The 21,002-nt window shown below is 67.1% G+C and carries 20 protein-coding genes, 1 other RNA gene and 2 pseudogenes; 8 read left to right on the top strand and 15 right to left on the bottom strand.

Annotation, left to right across the window (positions count from 1 at the left end; genetic code table 11):
• Nucleotides 1-2 precede the first annotated feature (2 nt).
• The 3 genes from SH591_RS00870 to SH591_RS00860 form a co-directional block, all read right to left on the bottom strand.
• Entirely contained in the window at nucleotides 3-437 is a 435-nt protein-coding gene (locus SH591_RS00870; protein WP_324750122.1) for a chemotaxis protein CheW, read from the bottom strand.
• Between the two features lie 2 nt (nucleotides 438-439).
• Complete coding sequence (locus SH591_RS00865; RefSeq protein WP_324750121.1) at nucleotides 440-2,782, bottom strand: chemotaxis protein CheA; 2,343 nt, start codon at nucleotides 2,780-2,782, stop codon at nucleotides 440-442.
• A 102-nt stretch (nucleotides 2,783-2,884) separates the two neighbouring features.
• The gene (locus SH591_RS00860; protein ID WP_324750120.1) at nucleotides 2,885-3,520 is read right to left on the bottom strand and encodes a histidine phosphotransferase family protein; all 636 of its coding nucleotides are present in this window, start codon (nucleotides 3,518-3,520) and stop codon (nucleotides 2,885-2,887) included.
• 132 nt (nucleotides 3,521-3,652) lie between these two features.
• On the opposite strand from SH591_RS00860, the gene SH591_RS00855 reads away from it, so the two are divergent.
• From SH591_RS00855 to mtgA, 3 genes and pseudogenes are all read left to right on the top strand, one after another.
• On the top strand, nucleotides 3,653-4,606 hold the full coding sequence (locus tag SH591_RS00855) for an RluA family pseudouridine synthase (RefSeq protein ID WP_322830356.1): 954 nt from the start codon (nucleotides 3,653-3,655) through the stop codon (nucleotides 4,604-4,606).
• A gap of 59 nt (nucleotides 4,607-4,665) precedes the next feature.
• Entirely contained in the window at nucleotides 4,666-5,571 is a 906-nt protein-coding gene (gene rpoH / locus SH591_RS00850) for an RNA polymerase sigma factor RpoH (RefSeq protein WP_322830355.1), read from the top strand.
• 27 nt (nucleotides 5,572-5,598) lie between these two features.
• Nucleotides 5,599-6,318, top strand: a pseudogene (gene mtgA / locus SH591_RS00845) (monofunctional biosynthetic peptidoglycan transglycosylase); the annotation flags it as partial.
• A gap of 222 nt (nucleotides 6,319-6,540) precedes the next feature.
• On the opposite strand, the gene SH591_RS00840 reads toward mtgA, so the two are convergent.
• The 7 genes from SH591_RS00840 to SH591_RS00810 form a co-directional block, all read right to left on the bottom strand.
• On the bottom strand, nucleotides 6,541-6,864 hold the full coding sequence (locus tag SH591_RS00840) for a YbaB/EbfC family nucleoid-associated protein (RefSeq protein WP_324750119.1): 324 nt from the start codon (nucleotides 6,862-6,864) through the stop codon (nucleotides 6,541-6,543).
• On the bottom strand, nucleotides 6,864-8,579 hold the full coding sequence (locus SH591_RS00835) for a DNA polymerase III subunit gamma/tau (protein ID WP_324750118.1): 1,716 nt from the start codon (nucleotides 8,577-8,579) through the stop codon (nucleotides 6,864-6,866). Before SH591_RS00835 ends, SH591_RS00840 begins: the two co-directional genes overlap by 1 nt.
• A gap of 72 nt (nucleotides 8,580-8,651) precedes the next feature.
• A complete protein-coding gene (locus tag SH591_RS00830; protein WP_324750117.1) occupies nucleotides 8,652-9,683 on the bottom strand; it encodes a hypothetical protein in 1,032 nt (343 codons plus the stop codon).
• A gap of 72 nt (nucleotides 9,684-9,755) precedes the next feature.
• An RNA gene (ffs, locus tag SH591_RS00825) (signal recognition particle sRNA small type) lies at nucleotides 9,756-9,853 on the bottom strand.
• A gap of 314 nt (nucleotides 9,854-10,167) precedes the next feature.
• Nucleotides 10,168-10,503, bottom strand: coding sequence for a 2Fe-2S iron-sulfur cluster-binding protein (locus tag SH591_RS00820; RefSeq protein ID WP_324750116.1), 336 nt, complete (start codon nucleotides 10,501-10,503; stop codon nucleotides 10,168-10,170).
• Nucleotides 10,500-11,621 carry a cysteine desulfurase family protein gene (locus tag SH591_RS00815; RefSeq protein ID WP_324750115.1) on the bottom strand — a complete coding sequence of 374 codons (1,122 nt, stop codon included), beginning with the start codon at nucleotides 11,619-11,621 and terminating at the stop codon, nucleotides 10,500-10,502. The genes SH591_RS00820 and SH591_RS00815 overlap by 4 nt, the downstream gene beginning before the upstream one ends.
• A complete protein-coding gene (locus SH591_RS00810) occupies nucleotides 11,618-12,670 on the bottom strand; it encodes a cysteine desulfurase family protein (protein WP_324750114.1) in 1,053 nt (350 codons plus the stop codon). The genes SH591_RS00815 and SH591_RS00810 overlap by 4 nt, the downstream gene beginning before the upstream one ends.
• A gap of 105 nt (nucleotides 12,671-12,775) precedes the next feature.
• On the opposite strand from SH591_RS00810, the gene SH591_RS00805 reads away from it, so the two are divergent.
• Nucleotides 12,776-13,432 carry an alpha/beta hydrolase gene (locus SH591_RS00805; RefSeq protein ID WP_322830348.1) on the top strand — a complete coding sequence of 219 codons (657 nt, stop codon included), beginning with the start codon at nucleotides 12,776-12,778 and terminating at the stop codon, nucleotides 13,430-13,432.
• A gap of 43 nt (nucleotides 13,433-13,475) precedes the next feature.
• On the opposite strand, the gene SH591_RS00800 is transcribed toward SH591_RS00805, so the two are convergent.
• Nucleotides 13,476-13,649: a hypothetical protein gene (locus SH591_RS00800; RefSeq protein ID WP_322830347.1), complete on the bottom strand. Its 174-nt coding sequence runs from the start codon at nucleotides 13,647-13,649 to the stop codon at nucleotides 13,476-13,478.
• An 85-nt stretch (nucleotides 13,650-13,734) separates the two neighbouring features.
• Between SH591_RS00800 and SH591_RS00795 the strand changes: the two genes are divergently transcribed.
• Nucleotides 13,735-13,989: a hypothetical protein gene (locus SH591_RS00795; protein ID WP_324750113.1), complete on the top strand. Its 255-nt coding sequence runs from the start codon at nucleotides 13,735-13,737 to the stop codon at nucleotides 13,987-13,989.
• On the opposite strand, the gene SH591_RS00790 is transcribed toward SH591_RS00795, so the two are convergent.
• Nucleotides 13,965-14,948: a threonine ammonia-lyase gene (locus tag SH591_RS00790; RefSeq protein ID WP_324750112.1), complete on the bottom strand. Its 984-nt coding sequence runs from the start codon at nucleotides 14,946-14,948 to the stop codon at nucleotides 13,965-13,967. The two genes, SH591_RS00795 and SH591_RS00790, sit on opposite strands and share 25 nt — an antisense overlap.
• Nucleotides 14,949-15,158: 210 nt before the next feature.
• On the opposite strand from SH591_RS00790, the gene SH591_RS00785 reads away from it, so the two are divergent.
• The 3 genes and pseudogenes from SH591_RS00785 (at nucleotide 15,159) to SH591_RS16260 (ending at nucleotide 18,081) form a co-directional block, all read left to right on the top strand.
• Nucleotides 15,159-16,361 (top strand): type III PLP-dependent enzyme, encoded by a 1,203-nt coding sequence (locus SH591_RS00785; protein ID WP_324751414.1) that lies wholly within the window; start codon nucleotides 15,159-15,161, stop codon nucleotides 16,359-16,361.
• A 117-nt stretch (nucleotides 16,362-16,478) separates the two neighbouring features.
• Nucleotides 16,479-17,534 (top strand): 1,9-bis(guanidino)-5-aza-nonane synthase, encoded by a 1,056-nt coding sequence (locus tag SH591_RS00780; protein WP_322830344.1) that lies wholly within the window; start codon nucleotides 16,479-16,481, stop codon nucleotides 17,532-17,534.
• Between the two features lie 105 nt (nucleotides 17,535-17,639).
• Nucleotides 17,640-18,081, top strand: a pseudogene (locus SH591_RS16260) (MAPEG family protein).
• Here the strand turns inward: SH591_RS16260 and SH591_RS00765 are convergent.
• Genes SH591_RS00765 through SH591_RS00755 form a run of 3 tightly spaced genes read right to left on the bottom strand, consistent with a single transcriptional unit; the run spans nucleotide 18,062 to nucleotide 20,990 of the window.
• Complete coding sequence (locus tag SH591_RS00765; RefSeq protein ID WP_324750111.1) at nucleotides 18,062-19,258, bottom strand: class I SAM-dependent RNA methyltransferase; 1,197 nt, start codon at nucleotides 19,256-19,258, stop codon at nucleotides 18,062-18,064. The pseudogene SH591_RS16260 and the gene SH591_RS00765 sit on opposite strands and share 20 nt — an antisense overlap.
• Nucleotides 19,255-20,625, bottom strand: coding sequence for an NAD(P)H-hydrate dehydratase (locus SH591_RS00760; protein ID WP_324750110.1), 1,371 nt, complete (start codon nucleotides 20,623-20,625; stop codon nucleotides 19,255-19,257). Before SH591_RS00760 ends, SH591_RS00765 begins: the two co-directional genes overlap by 4 nt.
• A complete protein-coding gene (locus SH591_RS00755) occupies nucleotides 20,622-20,990 on the bottom strand; it encodes a hypothetical protein (RefSeq protein ID WP_324750109.1) in 369 nt (122 codons plus the stop codon). The genes SH591_RS00760 and SH591_RS00755 overlap by 4 nt, the downstream gene beginning before the upstream one ends.
• Nucleotides 20,991-21,002: the final 12 nt, after the last annotated feature.

Below are 21,002 nucleotides of genomic sequence, written 5' to 3'. Positions count from 1 at the left end.
GGCTACGCGGCCTGCGCCGTCGGACCGGCCAGCAAAGCCTGGCTGTCGACGAGCAGGAGCAGGTCGTCGCCGGCCTCGACCATGCCCTTGGCGACCCGCCGCCAGCCGCTGTCGAGCGACGTGCGGACCGGGCGAACGTCGCCCGAAAATTCCAGCACGTCCTCGACGCTGTCGACGAGCAAGGCATAGGGATGACCGTCCGTCTCGACGACGATCGCGTCGCGGGGACCGTCGGCATTCGAGGCGCCCAGTTCCAGCGAGGCGAGGCCGTCGATCACGGTGAGAACGCGGCTGCGCAGCGCCGAAAGGCCGGCGACATGGGCCGCCGCACGCGGCACTGGCGTTAAGCCTTCGATTTCGACGACCGATTCGACGTCCGCGGCCGGGACCGCGATTCGCTGGCCGCCCAGAGTGATGATGAGGAGGAGCTCCTGCATGCTCAGCCTTTCCTTCCAGCGACGCGGCTGAGCGCACTCAGCAACCCGGCCCGATCGTAGCGATAGATGCTGTCGTCATGGTCCGCATTCGGCTCCGGATGGGCGCGGATCTTGACGATCTGCCCGGCCACGAGCGGAACCGGCTCGGCCTCCGCGGATGTAATAAGCACGTCCACTTCCTGCGCTTCCGCACCGTCGGCTGCGACGACCCGGTAGCCGGCGCCCTCGATGATCGGGCGGAGGATATTCTCCATCCACGGATCGCCGGTCGGCAGCGCGCAAACGGGCCGCGCCTTCGCGTCCGAGACGTCATGGCCGTGCGCGCCGAACAGCCAATAGCTGTCGACGATCTCTACCTGGACGCCGTCGATCAAAGTAACACCGCTGACTTCGCCCGCGGCCGGGGCCGGCAGCATCGCGTCGGTGAGGCCGACGATGTCGACCACTTCGGCAAAAGCATAAGCCAGCTCGCTGACGCCGTCGGAGAGACGCAGGATACGAAATGGTTGGTCGGGAGCCTCGGAAATGCCGGCGAGCGGCAGGATGCGGTCGCCGATCACGACCCGCAGGCGGCCCGCGCTGCAGCTGACCGCCTCCGGCTTCGCGTCCTCGATCCGTTCAACCACCGGCAAGTGGATCGCACGGCGCGCGCCGCCCAAGGTGACGAACAGCAAGGCCGGCGTCTCCACGCGCTGCTCTTCCTCGGGTGCCGGCGCGGCGGTGCGCTTCTCGATCTCGGTCTGGTCGAGGACGACCCCCGCCGCAGCGGCGATGCCCGACGGATCGAGCAGGAGGATGGGAATGCCGTCGTCGGCGAGCGTCGTGCCGGCATAGAGGCCGGTCGCCATCACGACCGGCGCGGCCGGCTTCACCACCAGTTCTTCATGGTCGTGCACATGATCGACCGCGAGCGCATAGACGTCGCCGCCCGCCGGCTTCAGTACGATCATCGTCTGCTCGGCCGCCTCGATCTGCTGCTCGACCTCGAGCACGGCGCCGAGCGAAACCAGGGGAATGCGCTTGTCGCGGATGCTCGCGACCTGGGCCCCGCCCACGGTTTCGATGCGAACGCTGCTGTTCTTGCTGCGGACGATCTCCTCGATCGCCGAGCGCGGGATGGCGTAATTCTGGCCGCCGATGCTGACCGTCAGCGCCGGGATGATGGTGAGGGTGAGCGGCACGCGCAGGGTGAGGCGCACGCCCTGCCCCAGCTTGCTCTCGACATCGACCACGCCGCCGATCCGCTCAATATTGGCGCGCACGACGTCCATGCCGACGCCGCGGCCGGAGATCGACGTCACCTGCTGGGCCGTGCTGAGCCCGGCCTCGAAGATCAGGCTGTTGCGCTGCGCCGGCGAAAGGCGCTCGCCCTGTTCCGGCGTGATGACGCCGTTGGCGACGGCCTTGCGCACCAGCTTGGTGCTGTCGATGCCGCGGCCATTGTCGGCGATCTCGATCAATATCTGGTTGCCGGCCTGGCGCGCGGCGACGCGAAGCGTCCCGGTCGCGGCCTTGCCGGCCTTGGTCCGCTCCTCGGCGCTCTCGATGCCATGGTCGACCGAGTTGCGGACGATGTGGCTCAAAGGGTCGCGGATCATCTCGATCATCTCGCGATCAAGCTCGACATCGCCGCCGTCGACTTCCAGCGTCACCTGCTTGCCGAGCTCGGCGGAGAGGTCGCGGACCATGCGCGGCAGGGTGACGAACAGATTGTCGATCCGCTGCATGCGCGTGCGGGTGATGGCGTCGCGCATTTCGGCGATGCAGGCCGAAACGCGGTCGAACGCGGCCTCGACCGCCACATCGGTCGGCGCCTCGCGCAGGCGGCGGGCCAGTTCGTTGCGGGCCAGCACCATATCCGAGACGCCGCTCATCATGCGATCGAGCAGGTCGACGGAGAGCCGGATGCTGCGGAAGGACTTGCGCACTTCGACGGCCGGGCCGGCGACGGCATCGGCTGCCTCGGCGACGGGCGACGGCTTGTCGCTGAGCGCGTCGATCAGCTGGCGGTCATCCGCGCTTGCGATGGATTCGCCGGTCTCGAGGGCCTGCACCAATTCGCCGATCCGGTCGATGATGGCCAGCACCGCGCTGACCAGGCCGTGATCGGCCGAACGCCTGCCCGAGCGAACCTCGACCAGGGCGTCCTCGGCGGCGTGGCTCAGCGCCTCGAGCCGCGGCAGATCGAAGAAGCCGCAATTGCCTTTCACCGTGTGGACGAAGCGGAAAATCTCGTCGAGCCGGGCGCGATCGTTCGGAGCGCTTTCCCAGGCGACGATCTCGCCGCCGAGCGCTTCCAGCATCTCGCGGGTTTCCGCGATAAAATCGTTGATCAGGTCTTCCATCAGGCCCCATCCGGAACGGTGTCGGACAGCCTTATGGAGACGAGGTGGTAAAGGAGGTGTTTACTGGGCGGGCGCTTCCAACGGAGGCGCCGAAAACCGCTTTCAGGCTGGAAGCGAGGCTCCGAACAGGATCATACCTTCGTCGGCGTCCATAACCTGCACTTCGCCCCGGCCCTCGGTGACGAGGCTGTGGACCAGCCAGGCGGCGGCGGCGCGGGGCGCGATCTGCTCCTCCGGGCTTTCGCCGAGCAGCGCCTTCTTCAGCTCCGGGTCGAGGACGATGCGGCTGCCCTCGGCGCGGATGACGATGTCGATGCCGCCGTCGTGGCGTTCGGCGCCCACATCCATGCGGCCGCCGCGGACGAGAGCGTCGCCGGCGATCAGGACGAGATTGAGCAGCACCTTGAGCGCCGACTTGCTCATCGTCGGCTCGTCGACCATCCAGCCCAGCTGGATACGGCCGTCGCCGCCGAACAGGCCCTCGATCGCGACGCGCGCCTCGCGCGTATCGACCTCGTCGGCGAAACCGCCGGCAGCGCCGAAGGCGAGGCGGAAGAATTTCAGCTTGTTGGCGGACGCGCGGGCGCTCTCGCCGAGAAGATCGAGGCAGCGGGCGCGCATTTCGGGGTCGTGCTCGTCGGCCAGCAGTTCAATACCGTTGTTCAGCGCGCCGACAGGGCTCAGCAGGTCATGGCAGAGGCGCGAGCAGAGCAGGCTCGCAAATTCGTAGGATTTCATGCCTTTAATGCCCCTGTTCGTATCCAAAGCGACTGCCCGCCCCCTATTGGCGCGTGGCGGCGCATGTTGCAAGGCGGTGGTTATGCCTCCGGCCCTTGAAATTCGGGCATTCCACCCCACATGGATCGTCCAATGAACCGGGGGGTTTCTGTTATTCAGGCGACGATCGCCGCCGATGCCGCGGGCTGGCGGCTTGACCGCGCGCTCGCCGCGGCGCTGCCGACCGTCTCGCGCGAGCGGCTGAAGGCGCTGATCAGCGCCGGCGAAGTCCGCAATCCGGAAGGCGTTCAGGTTCGGGATCCGGCGGCGAAGGCCAAGCCGGGGGCGTACGAGATCCGCATCCCCGAGCCCGCGCCGGCGCATAACGAGCCGCAGGATATCGCGCTGGAGATCGTGTTTGAGGACGACCACCTCGTGATCGTCGACAAGCCTGCCGGAATGGTGGTCCACCCCGCCGCCGGAAACTTCGACGGGACGTTGGTCAACGCCCTGCTCCACCATTGCGCCGGACGGCTTTCGAGCATCGGCGGGGTGGCGCGGCCGGGCATCGTGCACCGCATCGACAAGGACACGTCGGGATTGCTCGTCGTGGCCAAGACGGACGTGACGCACGAAGGCCTTTCCGCGCAGTTCGCCAGGCACAGCATCGACCGCCGCTACCAGGCGATCGTCGCGGGCGTGCCCAATCCGGCGAGCGGAACGGTCGACGCCCCGCTCGCCCGCTCGTCCGCCAATCGCCAGAAGATGGCAATCGTGGCCGAGGGGCGCGGCAAGCGCGCGGTGACCCATTTCCGGCTGGTGACGCCGCTCCGCGAAGCCGCACTGATCGAATGCCGCCTCGAGACCGGGCGGACGCACCAGGTGCGGGTCCACATGACGTCGATTGGGCATCCGTTGCTCGGCGACCCGGTTTATGGGCGCACCAGAACCGTTCACCGTGATGTACTCAATCAATTGGACTTCAAACGTCAGGCTCTGCATGCTGCAGTCCTCGGGTTCGTTCATCCCGTCTCGAAGGAAAACTTATCCTTCAAAAGCGCCGTCCCGTCCGATATGCAGGAACTGTTCAGGGCGCTCACCGTATAGCAATCAAGTGCAGGCACGGAGAATAAACGTGCAGCGCCCAAAGGGAGCTTAGTTATATTATGGCAAGCGGTAACAAAGGCCTGGCGACGATCCCCGCGACCGGCGGCGAAGCGGGTCTCAATCGCTATCTGACCGAAATCAAGAAATTCCCCATCCTCGCCCCCGAGGAGGAATATATGCTGGCCAAGCGCTGGACCGAGCATCAGGATACCGATGCGGCGGCCAAGCTGGTCAATTCGCACCTGCGCCTCGTCGCCAAGATCGCGATGGGCTACCGCGGCTACGGCCTGCCGGTGTCCGAGCTGATCTCCGAGGGCAATATCGGCCTCATGCAGGGCGTGAAGAAGTTCGAGCCCGAAAGGGGCTTCCGCCTGGCGACCTACGCCATGTGGTGGATCCGCGCGTCGATCCAGGAATTCATCCTGCGCTCGTGGTCGCTCGTGAAAATGGGCACGACCGCGGCGCAGAAGAAGCTGTTCTTCAACCTTCGCCGGATGAAGAACCAGATCGAGGCGTTCGAGGACGGCGATCTGAAGCCTGAGGACGTGACCAAGATCGCGACCCATCTCGGCGTCTCCGAGGACGACGTGATCTCGATGAACCGTCGCATGGCGATGGGCGGCGACACGTCTCTGAACGTGCCGCTGCGCGAGGAAGGCGAAGGCCAGTGGCAGGACTGGCTGGTCGACACCGACCCGCTGCAGGACGAGCGCGTCGCCGAGGCCGAGGAGACCAAGGTCCGTCACGATCTGCTCGTCCAGGCGATGGACGCGCTGAACGACCGCGAGAAGCACATCCTCACCGAGCGTCGCCTGTCGGAAGATCCGAAGACGCTAGAGGAACTGAGCCAGGTCTATGACGTCAGCCGCGAGCGCATCCGCCAGATCGAGGTGCGGGCGTTCGAGAAGCTGCAGAAGGCGCTGATGAACTTGGCGGGCGAACGCCGATTGCTTCCCGCTGGCTAAGCGCCAAGCGGCGCGCTAACGGGCCGCATGGCACGAGCAGTATCGAAGCGTAAGACCAAAAGGCGCGGATTGGGCGGCCGGATCATCGGCTGGATCATCCGCGCCTTTTTCCTCTTCATCCTCTTCAGCGTCCTGTGGGTGCTGCTCTATCGCTTCGTGCCGCCGCCGATCACCTTCACGCAGATGGGCGACCTGCTCGGCGGGCGCGGCGTCGAAAAGAGCTGGATGCCGCTGTCGGAAATCGACAACGACATGGAGCGCGCGGCGATCGCAGCCGAGGACGGCAAGTTCTGCGCCCATAATGGCTTCGACACCGACGCCATCGCCGCCGCGATGCGCAGCAATGCCGAGGGCAAGAAGAGGATGCGCGGCGGATCGACGATCAGCCAGCAGACCGCCAAGAACGCCTTCCTGTGGCAGGGCGGCGGCTATTTCCGCAAAGGCCTTGAGGCCTGGTTCACCCTGCTGATCGAGCAGATGTGGACCAAGCAACGGATCATGGAAGTCTATCTCAACATCGCCGAGACCGGCATCGGCACCTACGGCGTCAATGCGGGGGCGCAGCGTTATTTCGGCAAGGATGCATCCAACCTCACGCGGCAGGAAGCGGCGCGGATCGCGGCCGTGCTGCCGCTGCCCAAGGAGCGCGATGCGATCGCGCCGAGCGGCTTCACGCGGCGCTACGGCAATTCGATCGCGTCGCGGATCCGGGTGGTCCAGCGCGACGGCCTCGACGCCTGCCTGAGGGGCGAGGATGCCACGCCGGCGGCGGAGCCCGAAGAGCGCGCCGCGCCCGCCAAAAAGAAGAAGGCCGAACCCAAGGCCGCGCCCGCGCCGGAGAAGGCCGAGGATTATATCGATCCGGCCGATGTGGCGCCGGTCGTGACCGAGCCGGCTGCCGAAAAGACAGCGCCGCCGGCTCCGGATCCGGAACCGACGGCGCTTCAAGACCTGAATGGTATGTAGGGCTTAGAACGGCATCTTCATGCCCGGCGGCAACGGCAGGCCGGCCGTGATTTTCTGCATCTCGGCATTGGCCGCGACGTCTGCCTTGCTCCGCGCATCGTTCAGTGCGGCGACGATCAGATCCTCGGTCATCTGCTTCTCGCTGGGCGCGAGCAGGCTCTCGTCGAGGTCGACGCCGATGATGCGGCCCTTGGCCGAGGCGCGAACCTTGACCAGGCCGCCGCCCGAGACGCCCTCGACCTCGATCGTGTCGAGATTGGCCTGCGCCTTCTGCAGCTCGGCCTGGGCATTCTGGGCCATCTTCATGATGTCATCGAGGTTGGGCATTACGCACTCCGTTGTTCGTTGATCGTGAAATGGGTGAGCTCGGCGTCGGGAAAGGCGTCGAACGCGGCTTTCACCATCGGTGAATCGAGCACCGCCTGGCGCACCTCACCCGCCGCTTTCTTCTCCTGCTCGAGCAGGCTCGGCTCGGCCTCCTCCTCCGAAACCTCGACCGTCCAGATCGTTCCGCTCAGAACCTTCAGCGAAGCCGCGAGATCGCGCATGAAATCGCCGGCCATCGGCTTGGTCGGGCGGATCACAAGTTCAGGCGGCGCGTAACGGACGACCCCCACGAAATCGTGCAGCATCTGGGCGAGGTGCGGCTTGCCGTTATTGGCGAGGTAGTCGACAAGCCCGGCGAAGGTCGGCGGCGCCTGGAAGGCCGGCGCGGGCGCTTCGGGCACGGCAGGTTGGTGAGCCATCTCCGCCTGCGCGGCCGATGCGGCCGGCGCCGTGCGTTGCGGCACCGATACCGCCCCGCCGCTGGCCAGCTGCTCCATCAGCGCGCCGGGATCGGGCATCTCGCTGGCATGGATGACGCGGAGCAACGCCATTTCGGCGGCTTCCAGCGGCATCGCCGCGGTCTGGACCTCGCCCAGCCCCTTCAGCAGCAATTGCCAAAGACGGTGGACTGCGGCGTAGCTCAGCTTGCCCGCCCACTCCTCGTAGGCGGCGCGCTCCTCGTGGCTCTGCGCCGGATCGGTGGCGCCGCCAACCTTTGCGCGGGTGATGCCGTGAACGCTCTCGAGCAGGCCGCGCAGCAGAGCGGCGGGGTCGACGCCGAGATCGTGCTGGTCCTTGATCGCCGCGAGCGCAGCGCGGGCGTCGCCGGCGAGCAGCAGCCCGAGCAATTTGCGGATCGCGCCGCGGTCCGACAGGCCGAGCATGGCGCGGACCTGGTCGGCGGTGACCGCGCCATGGCCATGGGCGATCGCCTGGTCGAGGATCGAGAGGCCGTCGCGGGCCGAGCCCTCGGCGGCGCGGGCGATCAACGCCAGCGCCTCGGGCTCGACCTCTGCGCCCTCCCTCGCCGAGACGTCGGCGAAATGGGCGGCGAGCTGCTCGGCCGAGATGCGGCGCAGGTCGAAGCGCTGGCAGCGCGAAAGGACGGTGACCGGCACCTTGTTCACCTCGGTGGTGGCGAACAGGAATTTGACGTGGGCCGGCGGCTCCTCAAGCGTCTTCAGAAGCGCGTTGAACGCGTTCTTCGACAGCATGTGGACTTCGTCGATGATGTAGACCTTGTAGCGCGCCGAGACCGCTGCGTAACGGACGGCCTCGATGATCTCGCGCACGTCGTCGACGCCGGTATTGGACGCGGCGTCCATCTCGACTACGTCGATATGCCGCCCCTCGGCGATCGCGACGCAGGGCTCGCAGACGCCGCAGGGCGAGATGGTGGGTCCCCCCTGCCCGTCCGGGCCGATGCAGTTGAGCGCCTTGGCGACCAGGCGGGCGGTCGAGGTCTTGCCGACGCCGCGGACGCCGGTGAGGATGAAGGCATGGGCGAGCCGGTCGCGCTTGATGGCGTTGCCGAGCGTGCGCACCATCGCGTCCTGGCCGATCAGCTCCTCGAAGCTTTGCGGCCGATATTTGCGGGCGAGCACCCGATAGGGTTGGGCCCCTTCGGCGCCGCTTGCGGCGCTCAGGACAGGCTTGGCCGGCTGCGGCGGTTCGTCGAGGCCGAGGCCGAAGGAGTCGGGAGAATCGGAGGGCATGCAGAAACTCTAGCCGTTCGGGCTGGGCCTGTCGAAGCTGAACGCTCGGATGTTGCGTTACAGGAACGGGCGCTAGCGTGGTAGCGTACTGGCCGCTGTCACAGTGATGGTTTCGAGTTCAAGTCCCTTCACGGCGAGGTCGTTCCCGAGCCACTCATCAAGCCGATAGCCTGCAGAGACGTCAAAGGAAGTGCCGGCGTATCCCCAGTGTCCCGGCCGCCCCGTCGTGAAATCGGTCCAGCTCGCGATTTGGAGCGGGACCGCCAGACGATGATAGGCGACGTGGCTTTCCCGCATGATGCGGACACGGTCCTCGCCGCGCCGGACGATAATCTCGCGCCGCCAGACGAAATCAACCGGAATGAGCCGCATGTCGTAAGTTGGTCTGGTGGGGCTGACGCGAGGGAAGGTTTCAATGAACCATATGTCGGCATCGGCCGACGGAACGGGGCGCGATCGAAAACAGCGTCCCTTCTCCCACAGGTCGTCCAGTTTCGCCCATAGATAGACCCCTTGGCGCGGATCGAGATCGGGCGCATCCCGTCGCTCCGCCCTGACCGCAGCCAGGAGCTTGTTGTCGCAGCCCGATGCAATCGGAACGATTTCGTGGAGGGTGCGCGAGCGATTTCTCTCGCCACGCCGGAACCCCACAGAGCCAACGATTACCTGTTGCGCCAGACCGGTGAACAAGAGACGCTGGCAGAACTGGTCGCACTTGCGATCCCGGTCCGACTGCCGATCCATTCGGCTCAGAAGCGCAGCCGTTTTCACCGGGCGGATTGTCGGCACCGTAGCGAGGTCATCCGCCCTCAGCTGCGAAACCTGTCTGGCGATCTCGCGGTTGGCCAGGACCGAAACGGCAGAGCCGGCGCCTAAGGATATCATGAGTGTGCCGAGTGCGAGCAACAACGCATACAAGCGCCGGCGCAGGCGACGTCTGGAAAGCGCATACGCGCCCAAGGCCGGCGTCGAATAAAGCCATATCGTCGGGGCCATCCAGCCCAGGATCGCCAGCGGAATCGTGATGATTCCGAACATGAGGAAGATCAAAAAGCCCGGAATCACCATAGCGATGAGCGCGAGGATGGTGATCAACCACCACATGCGCGCCGCCCATCGCTGCCCCCGAGTCATCGGGCAGCCCTAGCGTGCTGACGTAAATTTAGTCGAAATGGGAGTGGTGGGAGCCGGAACGACCCGGAGCGAAATCGTTACGGCTGCTTCCTTCCGGATCTGACCGGGTTGGCGACAACTCCGTCCGCCCGACTCCCGCGGCGCATATGGGGGAAGTTGGACGCCGAGGCAAGATCACGTGAATCTCAGGCGGGGCGCGATTTTGCGCGCTCTCTGGTCCGCTCGACGATCTCATCGAATGACAGGTCGCTCATACCGCTGCGCTCGCCCGCTGCGATCAATGCGCGAAGCCGGCTATGATCGCGCTGGTTGATTTCAAGCAGATGCGAGACCAGACGCCGGCATCGGCGAAATACCCCGTCGCGACCTGCGACTCTATGTACACCACAGCGCGTGGGGAAGGTCGATCTTGAGCTCAGCCATGGCCGCTCTCCACCATAATCCCGCCTTCCGATCACCGGCCCTGCATGTTGTGGCTGCCGCCCGGCATCTTCACCGTCAGGGTGTCGAGCGCTTCGTCGGTCCAGATCTGGCAGGAGAGGCGCGAGTGGCGGGTGACGTGGGAGGCGAGGTCGAGCATGTCCTCCTCTTCCTCGCTGGCCGGCGGGAGCCGGGCGAAATCCTCGTCCGCGACGATAACGTGGCAGGTCGAGCAGGCCATCTGGCCCTCGCACGTGCCCTCGAGCGGCTGGCCGGCGGCCTGGGCTATATCGAGCAGCCGCTCGCCCGGCGGGGCGACGACTTCGCGGATTTCGGAACCGTCGGCCGAGACGAAGCGGATGCGGGTCATGCGACGAAGCTCCGCTGCCGCGCGGCCGCATCCTCGATCATCGTCAGCGCCTCGGCCAGTTCGTCTTCGCTCGTATAGCGCCCGAAACCGATGCGGACGCTGGATCGCGCCTCGCGCTCGCTCAGGCCGAGCGCCGAGAGGACGTGGCTGGGCCGACCCGAGCCGCTGGCGCAGGCCGATCCTGCCGAGAAAGCGATACCGCGCAACTCCGAAATCAGGCGGGCTGCGTCGATGCCCGTGGAACGAAGATTGAGGTTACCGTGGTAGCGGTGATCGGCCGAACCGTTGAGGCTCCAGCTGTCGCCCAGCACGGCCAGCGTCCGCGCCCACAACGCCTCAACATGCGCATGGTCCTCCGAGCGGCGTGCGGACAGCAAGCGTGCCGCCTCGCCGAAGCCGACGCACAAAGCGGGCGAGAGGGTCCCGGATCGGATGCCGCCTTCCTGGCCGCCGCCGTGCAGCAAGGGCTCGATCGCGACCCCCCCGCGGATCCACAGCGCGCCGATACCCTTGGGGCCGTGCACCTTGTGGGCGGAGATCGCGACCATGTCGCAGGCATCGCTCGGCACGTCGACCCGGCCGAAGCCCTGGACCGCGTCGCAGAAAAGGACGGCGCCGCTGGCGCGGGCGAGCACGGCGAGCTCGGCGATCGGCTGGACGACGCCGATCTCGTTATTGACCAGCATCGCGGCGACGAGGCCGGTGCTCTCGTCGATCCGCTCCGCGGCCAGTTCGAGGTCGACGAGCCCGCCGGCGCCGACCGGGAGAATGTCCACTTCGAAACCTTGGGTCCCCAGCCATTCGACCGTGTCGAGCACGCAGGCATGTTCGGTCGCGAGGGTGACGATCCGGCGCCGGCCTTCCGGCAGCCGGGCGGCGGCGCCCTTCAGTGCCCAGTTCGCCGCTTCGGTGGCCCCGGACGTAAAATAAAGCCGTCCTTCCCCCACCCCCAGCGCCGCCTCGATCAGGCCGCGCGCGACCTCGATGGCGGCGGCGGCCTCGCGGCCCAGGCGATGGGGGCTGTGCGGATTGCCGAAGCGCGTCTCGAGCCACGGCCGCATGGCGGCTGCCACTTCGGGCGCGAGCGGGGTTGTGGCCTGATAATCAAGGTAGATCATGCGGCGCGGCGCTTTGCCTTCATCTCGGTCCATAGAGCGGCGAAGCGGTCGATCTCGGCCGCAGTCGTGGACGGTCCGAAGCTCACCCGTACGACCTCGCGCGCCGGTCCCTCGTCCCAGCCCATCGCGGCGAGCACATGGCTGGCCTTGAGGCTGCCCGACGAGCAGGCGCTTCCGGCCGAAACCGCGATGCCGGCCATGTCGAACTGGATAAGCTGCGCGTTCGCCGGCACGCCCGCCATGCGGTAGGCACCGATCGTGGCGATGCGCTCGCCTTCGCCACCCACGATCTCGGCCCCTGCCGCCGCCAGCGCCGTTTCCAGCCGCTCGCGCAAAACAGCCGCCTCGTCGAGCCAGTCATGGCCCGCTTCGAGCGCGGCGGCCATAGCGAGGATGGCGGGGAGATTCTCGGTGCCCGGGCGATAGCCCTGCTCCTGGCCGCCCACGGCTTCGAGCTCGGCGAAATCACGCACCAGCAGCGCGCCGACGCCCGGCGGGCCGCCGAACTTGTGGGCCGACAAGGCGATGAAGTCGGCGTCGGGCAACGGCAGCTTGCCGGCCGTCTGGGCGCAATCGGCGAGCAGCAGGCCGGCTCTGGCGTGCACCTCGTCCGCAATCGAACCGAGCGGCTGGAGCACGCCGGTCTCGTTATTGGCATGCTGGACCGCCACGAGCGGGCGTTCGCCCTTGAGCAGCGTCAGGTCGACAATACCGTCGCTACCCACCGGGAGCGTGACCGCGTTCGGCGCTGCGCGGGCAACGGCGTCGTGCTCGACCGCGGACACGTAACGTGTTCCCGCCATGGCGCGGTGCAGGACGATGGCGAGCGCCTCACTCGCGCCCGACGTGAAGAGGATCTTTCCAGTCCAGCCGAGCGCGCGTGCGATCCGCGTGCGTGCCTCCTCGAGCTTCGCTTTGGCGGCGCGGCCATCGGCGTGGGGCGAGCTCGGATTGGCCCAGGCTGCGAGCGCGTCCGCCATCGCCGCCTGCGCAACGGGCAGCACCCGCGTCGTCGCAGCATGGTCCAGATAGATACGGCCTTGCGGCACTTTTTCCTCTTGATTGCTAAGCAGGCGCTTCGCCCTATATAGGTGCCCGCGGCACATGGCACCGCCCATGTGCGATCTTCCCAATTTAGCTCAAGCGCAGGTGCAATGCCCGAAGTCATTTTCCCCGGTCCCGAAGGCCGTCTCGAAGGCCGCTTCCAGCCGGGTCCGCGTCCGCGCGCGCCCGTCGCCATGATCCTTCATCCGCACCCGCATGCCGGCGGCACGATGAACAATCCGATCGTGCAGCAGCTCTACAAGACGTTCGTGCGGCGCGGTTTCGCGACCCTGCGCTTCAACTTCCGCGGCGTCGGCCGCAGTCAGGGCGTGTTCGACAACGGCATCGGCGAGCTTTCCGACGCTGCCTCGGCGCTAGACTGGGTCCAGCAGATCCACCCCGAAGCCGAGCAGACCTGGATCGCCGGCTTCAGCTTCGGCGCCTGGATCGGCATGCAATTGCTGATGCGCCGCCCTGAAGTCCGTGGCTTCATCTCGATCGCCCCGCCGGCCAATATGTACGACTTCACCTTCCTCGCGCCCTGCCCCTCCTCGGGCATCATCATCCAGGGCGAGGCCGACGAGGTCGTCACGCCGGGCGCGGTCCAGAAGCTGGTCGACAAGCTGCGCACCCAGCGCCACATCACCATCCACCACGACACGATCCCGGGCGCGAACCACTTCTTCGCCAACGAGATGCCGCAGCTGATGAAGTCGGTGGACGACTATCTCGACTTCCGCCTCGATCCGAGCTGCACGATCAAGTAGCCGCCTGCCCGTCCTGGAGCCCCGGCCTACGCCGGGACGACGCTCAGCCGGCCGGCGGGGGGAGCGACCAGATCAGGACGTTGCCGAGGATCACGAGCGCCGCGACGAGCATGAGGATGCCCCTCTTCGCGTCGCGGCGCTTAACGATCAGCCACATGCCGCTAGCGCCCAGCAGGAAGGCGGCGATCGTGGCGATGGAGAGCAGGGTGGAAGCCATGCGCCTCCCTGCCACGCCGATGGTGAATCGAAAAGACGCGAACGATCTTTACGCGCGCTTAAGCCTGATCCTCTATAATGACCTCATGGCATATGCAGACCGGCACGGCCTGGACGAGGCCTTCGAGCAGATCGAGGAGACCATCCTGCCGAGCATCTCGATGATGCTCGACACGTTGCTCGAAGCCTCCACGCTGGCCCAACCCGGCGTGGACGCCGAAGTCTATGCCGCCGAGCTGCGCACGATCGCGCTCCAGCTCGAGACGCTGACCCGCGAGGTCGAGCGCATGGCGCCCCTCCCCGGCGAGGACCGCGACTACCGGGCCGCCGCCCGCGCCTGACCGGCAATGATCTCCGCATAGACCAGCGGATCGACATTCCCGCCTGACAGCACGATCACGCTGCGCTCCGTGAGCGGCCCCGCCTTGCCCGCCAGCGCCGCCGCGAGCGCGACCGAGCCGCCCGGCTCGACCACGAGGCGCAGGCTGCGCGCGGCGAACGCCATCGCCGCCTCGATCTCCCGTTCGCTGACGGCGATTCCGCGGGCGCCTTCCTGGCGCAAGGCGGCAAGCGTCAGCGGCGAGACCAGGGTCGTCTGGAGCGCGTCGCAGCGTGTCGGGGGCGCATCCGGGCCGACGGGGACCGGATGGCCGGCGACGATCGAACGGGCCATGTCGTCCCAGCCTTCGGGCTCGACCGTGACGATTGCCGCATCGGGCAGCGCCAGCGCGATGCCGGCGGAAAGTCCGCCGCCGCCGCACGGGACGATGACTTTGTCGGGCCCTTCGCCGGCAACTTCTCTCACCTGCTCGCCGATTTCGACCCCCGCAGACCCCTGGCCTTCGATGATGTCGACATCGTCGAACGAGGGGACGAGGGTCGCGCCGCTCTCACGGGCGAGGCGGGCGCCGATCTCCTCGCGGCTTTCGGTGGCGCGGTCATAGTCGACGATCCGGGCGCCTGCGGCGAGTGTCGCCTCGCGCTTCACGGCCGGAGCGTCGGCGGGCATGACGATGGTGGCGGCGATGCCCATGCGGCGAGCCGCCAAAGCGACGCCCTGGGCGTGATTCCCGGACGAGAAGGCGACGACGCCGCGCTGCCTTTCCTCGGGGCTCAGCAGCATCAGGCGGTTGGTCGCGCCGCGCAGCTTGAAGGCCCCGCCCTGCTGCAGGCATTCGGCCTTGACCCACAGCCAGGTGCCGCCGATCTCGACCGGGAGCAAAGGCGTCCGAGTGACGTCGCCATGGATGCGGCGGGCCGCGGCTTCGACCCCCTGATGGGTGGGTCTTCTCTCCAGCATTCGAATCTCCAATCGTTCCGTCGCCGGAGCCTCACGCCTGGGCGACAGAAAATTCGCTTCAGCGCCGCTACGCAACATCTTGTCAAACCACGAGAAAATGCAGCTCTTTACATGGGGGACCGCGACCCATATATGCGCCTCCGCTGCCCCATGGGGACTTCCAAACCGCAAGGCAGCTTCTTCGTCAACTACCCCTGGAGGTCCCTTGAATTGTACAAGCACCATAGCGCGCTGGGGCTAGCGACCGCCCTTCGTCCGGTTCAGCCGGTCACGCTCCTTCGTCCGCACGCCGCCAGCCGTGCTGCCCGCTTCTTTGCCGAGAAGTTTCCGGGCCGCTCGATGTATGCGGTGAAGGCGAACCCGTCCCCGGACCTCATCGAGATCCTGTGGGAGAGCGGCATCACCCATTATGACGTGGCGTCGATCGCCGAAGTGCGTCTTGTCGCCAAGATCGCGCCCGAGGCTACCTTGTGCTTCATGCACCCGGTGAAGGCCGAGGAAGCGATCGAGGAAGCCTATTTCACCTACGGCGTCCGCACCTTCTCCCTCGACACGATGGAGGAGCTGGAGAAGATCGTGCGCGCCACGACGAGCCCCGACGGCAGCGTCGCGACGGATCTCAACCTGTGCGTGCGGCTGCGCGTTTCCTCTGACCATTCGAAGCTGAGCCTGGCCTCCAAGTTCGGCGTCGATCCGACGGAAGCCAAGGAGCTGCTGTTCGCCACCCGTCAGGCGGCCGACGCGCTCGGTATCTGCTTTCACGTCGGCAGCCAGGCGATGTCGCCGGCCGCTTACGCCGAGGCGATGTCGCGCGTCCGCCAGGCGATCGTCGAGGCCGCGGTCACCGTCGACATCGTCGATGTCGGGGGCGGCTTTCCCTCCTCCTATCCGGGCATGGAGCCGCCGCCGCTCGAGGCTTATTTCGAAGTCATCCACAATGCCTTCGAGAGCCTGCCGATTTCCTATTCGGCCGAGCTGTGGTGCGAGCCGGGCCGCGCCTTGTGCGCGGAATATGCGAGCCTGCTCGTCCGCGTCGAGAAGCGCCGCGGGTCCGAGCTCTACATCAACGATGGCGCCTATGGCGCGTTGTTCGATGCGGCGCATATCGGATGGCGCTTCCCGGTGAAGCTGCTGCGCGAGGAGGAATCCGACGCGAAGGATTTCGGCTTCAGCTTCTACGGGCCGACCTGCGATGATCTCGACCACATGGCCGGTCCGTTCGACCTACCGGCCGACATCGGCGCCGGCGACTATATCGAGATCGGGATGCTGGGCGCCTATGGCTGCGCCATGCGCACCGCGTTCAATGGTTTCGGATCCGACATGAAGGTGATTGCCGCGGACGAGCCGATGGCGACGCTGTATGGCGTGGACGAGGAACGGACCGTCCGTTCGAACGTGGTTAAGCTGTAAAAGCGCACTAGCTAGCGAGGACATGGCGCGGCCCGGGCGCGAGCCCGGGTTCCGTCCCGCTTTTCCGTTTCCCTGAGATGCCGGGTTGGGCCGGCACGAGCTTTTTGAGGAAGTAAGATGAACGAGCAGACCCCCATCAACGACACCCGCAAGGCGGAGCTGCTGTCGAACGTCGTCGAGCATATCGACATCAAGAGCTTCGACGCGCGCCCGATCGTGGACGCGATGAGGAAGATGAGCTTCTCCAGCCGCGACCTCGGCCGCGCCACCGACATCTACAACCAGATGCTCGCCGATCCCGATTGCTCGGTGATCCTGGTCGTTGCCGGGTCGACCTCGGCCGGCGGCTGCATGGATCTCTATGCGGACCTCGTGAAGAACAACATGGTCGACGCGATCGTCGCCACCGGCGCCACCATCGTGGACATGGATTTCTTCGAGGCGCTCGGCCACAAGCATTACCAGGCGCTCGAGATCCCCGACGACGACACGCTGCGCTCGCTCTACATCGACCGTATCTACGATACCTATATCGACGAAGAGAAGCTGCAGGAGACCGATCACACGATCGGCGAGATCGCCAACAGCCTCGAGCCGAAGGCCTACTCCTCCCGCGCGTTCATCCGCGAGATGGGCAAGTGGCTGATCGAGAACGGCAAGAAGGAGAACAGCCTCGTCAAGCTCGCCTACGAGCATGACGTGCCGATCTTCTGCCCGGCGTTCACCGATAGCTCGGCCGGCTTCGGCCTCGTCAAGCACCAGGTCGATGCGATGAAGGCGGGCCGCCAGTATCTGACGATCGACAGCATCGCCGACTTCCGCGAGCTGACCGACATCAAGATCAAGGCGGGCACCACCGGCCTGCTCATGATCGGCGGCGGCGTGCCGAAGAATTTCGTGCAGGACACCGTGGTCTGCGCCGAAATCCTCGGCCACGAGGATGTCGAAGTGCACAAATATGCGGTGCAGATCACGGTCGCCGACGTCCGCGACGGCGCCTGCTCCTCCTCGACGCTGCAGGAAGCCGCTTCGTGGGGTAAGGTCTCGACGGCGATGGAGCAGATGGTGTTCGCCGAGGCGACCACCGTGTTGCCGCTGCTCGCCTCCGACGCCTACCATCGCGGCCATTGGAAAACCCGCGCCAAGCGCGCTTTTTCCAAGCTGTTCGACTGAGGACTTTCGCGCCCGTAGCGCGGCCCCGGGCCGATCGTTACGGGAGTTGAACATATCCGGTTTCTGACGCACCTTCCCCCGGTTTTCGGGGGGAGGTGTTTCTTTATGGGTTACAGTCCGATTCTGGGTCCGGTCGTCGCTCTGGTCGCCTGGTCGCTGGTGATGATGATGTGGCTGTACGCGACCCGCTTCCCGGCGATGAAGCGAAAGGGCATCGACCTCAAGGGGCGGGTCGGCGGGCGCGGCACCCAGCTGGACGGGGTCATCGAGGACCAGGTCCAGTGGAAGGCGCACAATTACAACCATCTGATGGAGCAGCCGACGTTGTTCTATGCGGTCGCGCTGACGCTGGCGCTGATCGGCCAGGGCGACGGCCTCAACCTCGTTATCGCCTGGGGCCTATGTCGGGTTGCGCATCGCCCACAGCCTGGTGCAGGCGACGGTCAACGTCGTGCGCTGGCGTTTCCTGCTTTTCGCGGCAGCCTCAATCACTTTGCTGATGCTCACGATCCACGCCGGAATGGCGCTCATTCACCTGCGCGGGTGAACTGGCTCGCCAGTTCCGCATGGGTCGACCAGCGGAACTGGCCGACCGGGCGCACCCAATCGAGCCGGTAGCCGCCGTCGACCAGCAGCTTGGCGTCGCGCGCGAAGGTGACCGGGTTGCACGACACATAGGCGATCCGCGGCACGCTGGAGACGGCGAGATGCTCGACCTGCTCGCGGGCGCCGGCGCGCGGCGGATCGAGCACGATCGCCTCGAAGCGGTTGAGCTCAGCGAGCTGGAGCGGGCGGCGGAACAGGTCCCGATGATCGACGAAGATCGGGCGCTGGGTGCGGTTGGCGACGCCCTTCAGGATCATGGCCGCCTCGCGATCGGCCTCGGCGGCGAGCACGCGGCCCTCCAGCGCGAGCGCGAACGTGCCGAGCCCGGCGAACAGGTCGGCGACGATTCGCGCCGGACCTACGGCCTGGCGGACCGAAGCGACCAGCGCTTCCTCGCCTTCCAGGGTGGCCTGAAGGAAGGCGCCATGCGGAAGCGGCACGGCGATGCCGCCCAGCGTCACGCTGACGGGTTCCGGCTCCCAGCGGGTCTGCGGCCCACTGCCGTCGTCGAGGGTGAGGCGAGCGAGACGGTGCGTTTCTGCAAAGACCGCGAGCGCCTCGGTCGCTTCGAGCGTGTCGACGCCGATGCCCTCGAGCAGGATGTCTGCGCCCTGATCGGCCCAGGTCATGCGGACTCCGCCCTTGCCGCGCGGACCGAGCAATTGCCCCATCAAGCGGCGCAGCGGCTCCACCAGCGCGAACAATTCGGTCCGCAGGATGAAGCATTCGCGCATATCGACGACGCGATGGCTTTTCTCGGCGTTGAAGCCGAGCACGACCTGTCGGCCGCGCGTCTCGGCGCGCAGCGAGGCGCGGCGGCGGCTGACCGGCGGCGAAATGTGCGGGACCAGGATCTCTGTCGCCGCAATCCCCTGCCCGGCCAGCGCCGACGCAACGCGGTCGACCAGAAATCCGCCGAAAGAATCGTCGTCGAGATGCTGGAGCTGGCAACCGCCGCATTCAGGAAAATGACGGCAGGGCGGCACGATCCGGTGCGGTCCGGGCGTGATGGCGCCATCGGCCGCGACTTTATCGCCCGGCGCGGTGAAGGGCAGATGCCGCCCGCTTTCGGTGACGCCCTCGCCGCGCGCGGAAATGCGGACAATCTTTTCGGTCACAGGCACTCGGCAAGAATAAGGGGAAGCAAGGCGATGAGGTCGTCGGCGATTAGCCCCGGGCCGGCGGCGGCGCCAGCCCGGCCGTGCAGCCATGTGCCGGCGCAGGCCGCTTCGAACGGATCGAGGCCGCGGGCCCGCAGCGCGCCGATCATGCCGGCCAGGACATCGCCGGTACCGGCGCTCGCCAGCCAGTGCGGCGCGGGCGGAGCAATGGCCGCATGTCCGTCCGGCGCGGCGACGATGGTGTCCGGGCCCTTATAGACGATCACGCAGCCCAGTTTCCGCGCCGCCTCTCGGGTCTGATCGACCTTGCTGCCGGCGAGGCCGTCCGGGAACAAGCGTGCGAACTCGCCGCCGTGGGGGGTGAGGATCGTGCCCGCTGGCGGACGCAGGCCGTGCTCGCCGATCAGGCCCAGCGCGTCGCCGTCGAGGACGAGCGGGCGTTGCCAGCCCAGCGCCTGCTCCAGCAGGGCTTTGCTTTCCCCGCCGCGGCCAAGGCCCGGGCCGAGGACGATCGCGCCAAGCCGGGCATCGTCATGCGCGAAACCCATGCCTGGCGCCTGGACGACGGCGCTCGGCACGCCGGCCACGGCGGCCGACGCGACGAGGCGGACATAGCCGGCCCCCGCGCGAGCGGCGGCGGCAGCGGCCAGCGCGGCCGCGCCGGGCATCTCGCCGGCCAGGATCGTGACATAGCCGCGGCTGTATTTGTGATCGTCAGGCCCGGGCGCGGGAAGCCGCGGGCGCTCGATGGCCGACAAGGCAGATTCGGCTACGATGCCGATGTCGACGACGGCGATCCGCCCCATGTGACGGGCAGCAGGCTGGAGCAGGTGCGCGGGCTTCAGCGTCGCGAAGCTGATCGTCAGATCATAGTCCGGGACCCGCGACAGGAGGGCGCCGTCGTCGGTGGCGACCCCGCTCGGCAGGTCGATCGCCACGCGCACCTTCGCTGCCTCTGCAAGCCGGAGCAGAGCCCTCGACACATCCGCCGCGAGCGGGCGCGTGAGGCCGGTGCCGAACAAGGCGTCGATCAGCAAGGGCGCGGGCTTCGCCGCGGCCAGATCCTCGACCGGGCCATCCCAGAGGCCGCGCGCCCATTGCGCGGCAGGGCTGGTTGGCGCGCGGAGCGCCGCCACGCGCACCGGCACGCCGCGCTCCTGCAGGCCATGCGCGACGACATAGCCGTCGCCGCCATTGTTGCCCAGGCCGCAGAGAATGAGCGCCGGGAGCGGCCCCGCGTAGCGCCAGACGGCCTCGGTCGCTCCCAGCCCCGCGCGCTCCATCAAAGTCTCTACCGCGATGCCGGCATCGATCGCCCGCTGCTCGGCGGCGCGCGTCTCTGCCGCGGTCAGGATGGCGCTCATTCGCCGCGGAGCGTGGCCGGCAGGCGGTAACGGTCCCCGGCGAGGCTCACCTCGATTTCCTGCGCGCCGACGACCGTGACCTGCGCCGGATCGGCGCCGTCGGCGGCGACCACCCCGCGTCCGTCGCGCGTGACGAGCAGGCGGCGGAAGCCGCCGTCCGGGTGACGGAGCGTCAGCGTCGTACCGTCCGGGCTGGATGTGCGGTCGAGCGTACAGACGCGATCGAACGTCTCGGCGCCCCCGACCGCGCAGGCGATGCGGTCATTTCCGGGAGCGACGGCGGCGCCGTCGACCTGGGTTTCCTGCGCCGTATCCGGACCGCCGCAGCCGGCGAGGAGCAGGAAGGCGGGAAGCGCAAACTTCATGGCTCTGACCCC

Origin of the sequence: Sphingomonas sp. LY54, assembly GCF_035594035.1 — a bacterium.
Lineage (GTDB): Bacteria > Pseudomonadota > Alphaproteobacteria > Sphingomonadales > Sphingomonadaceae > Allosphingosinicella.
The sequence above is the reverse complement of the archived record's forward strand: the minus strand, read 5'-3'. Positions and strand labels throughout refer to the sequence as shown.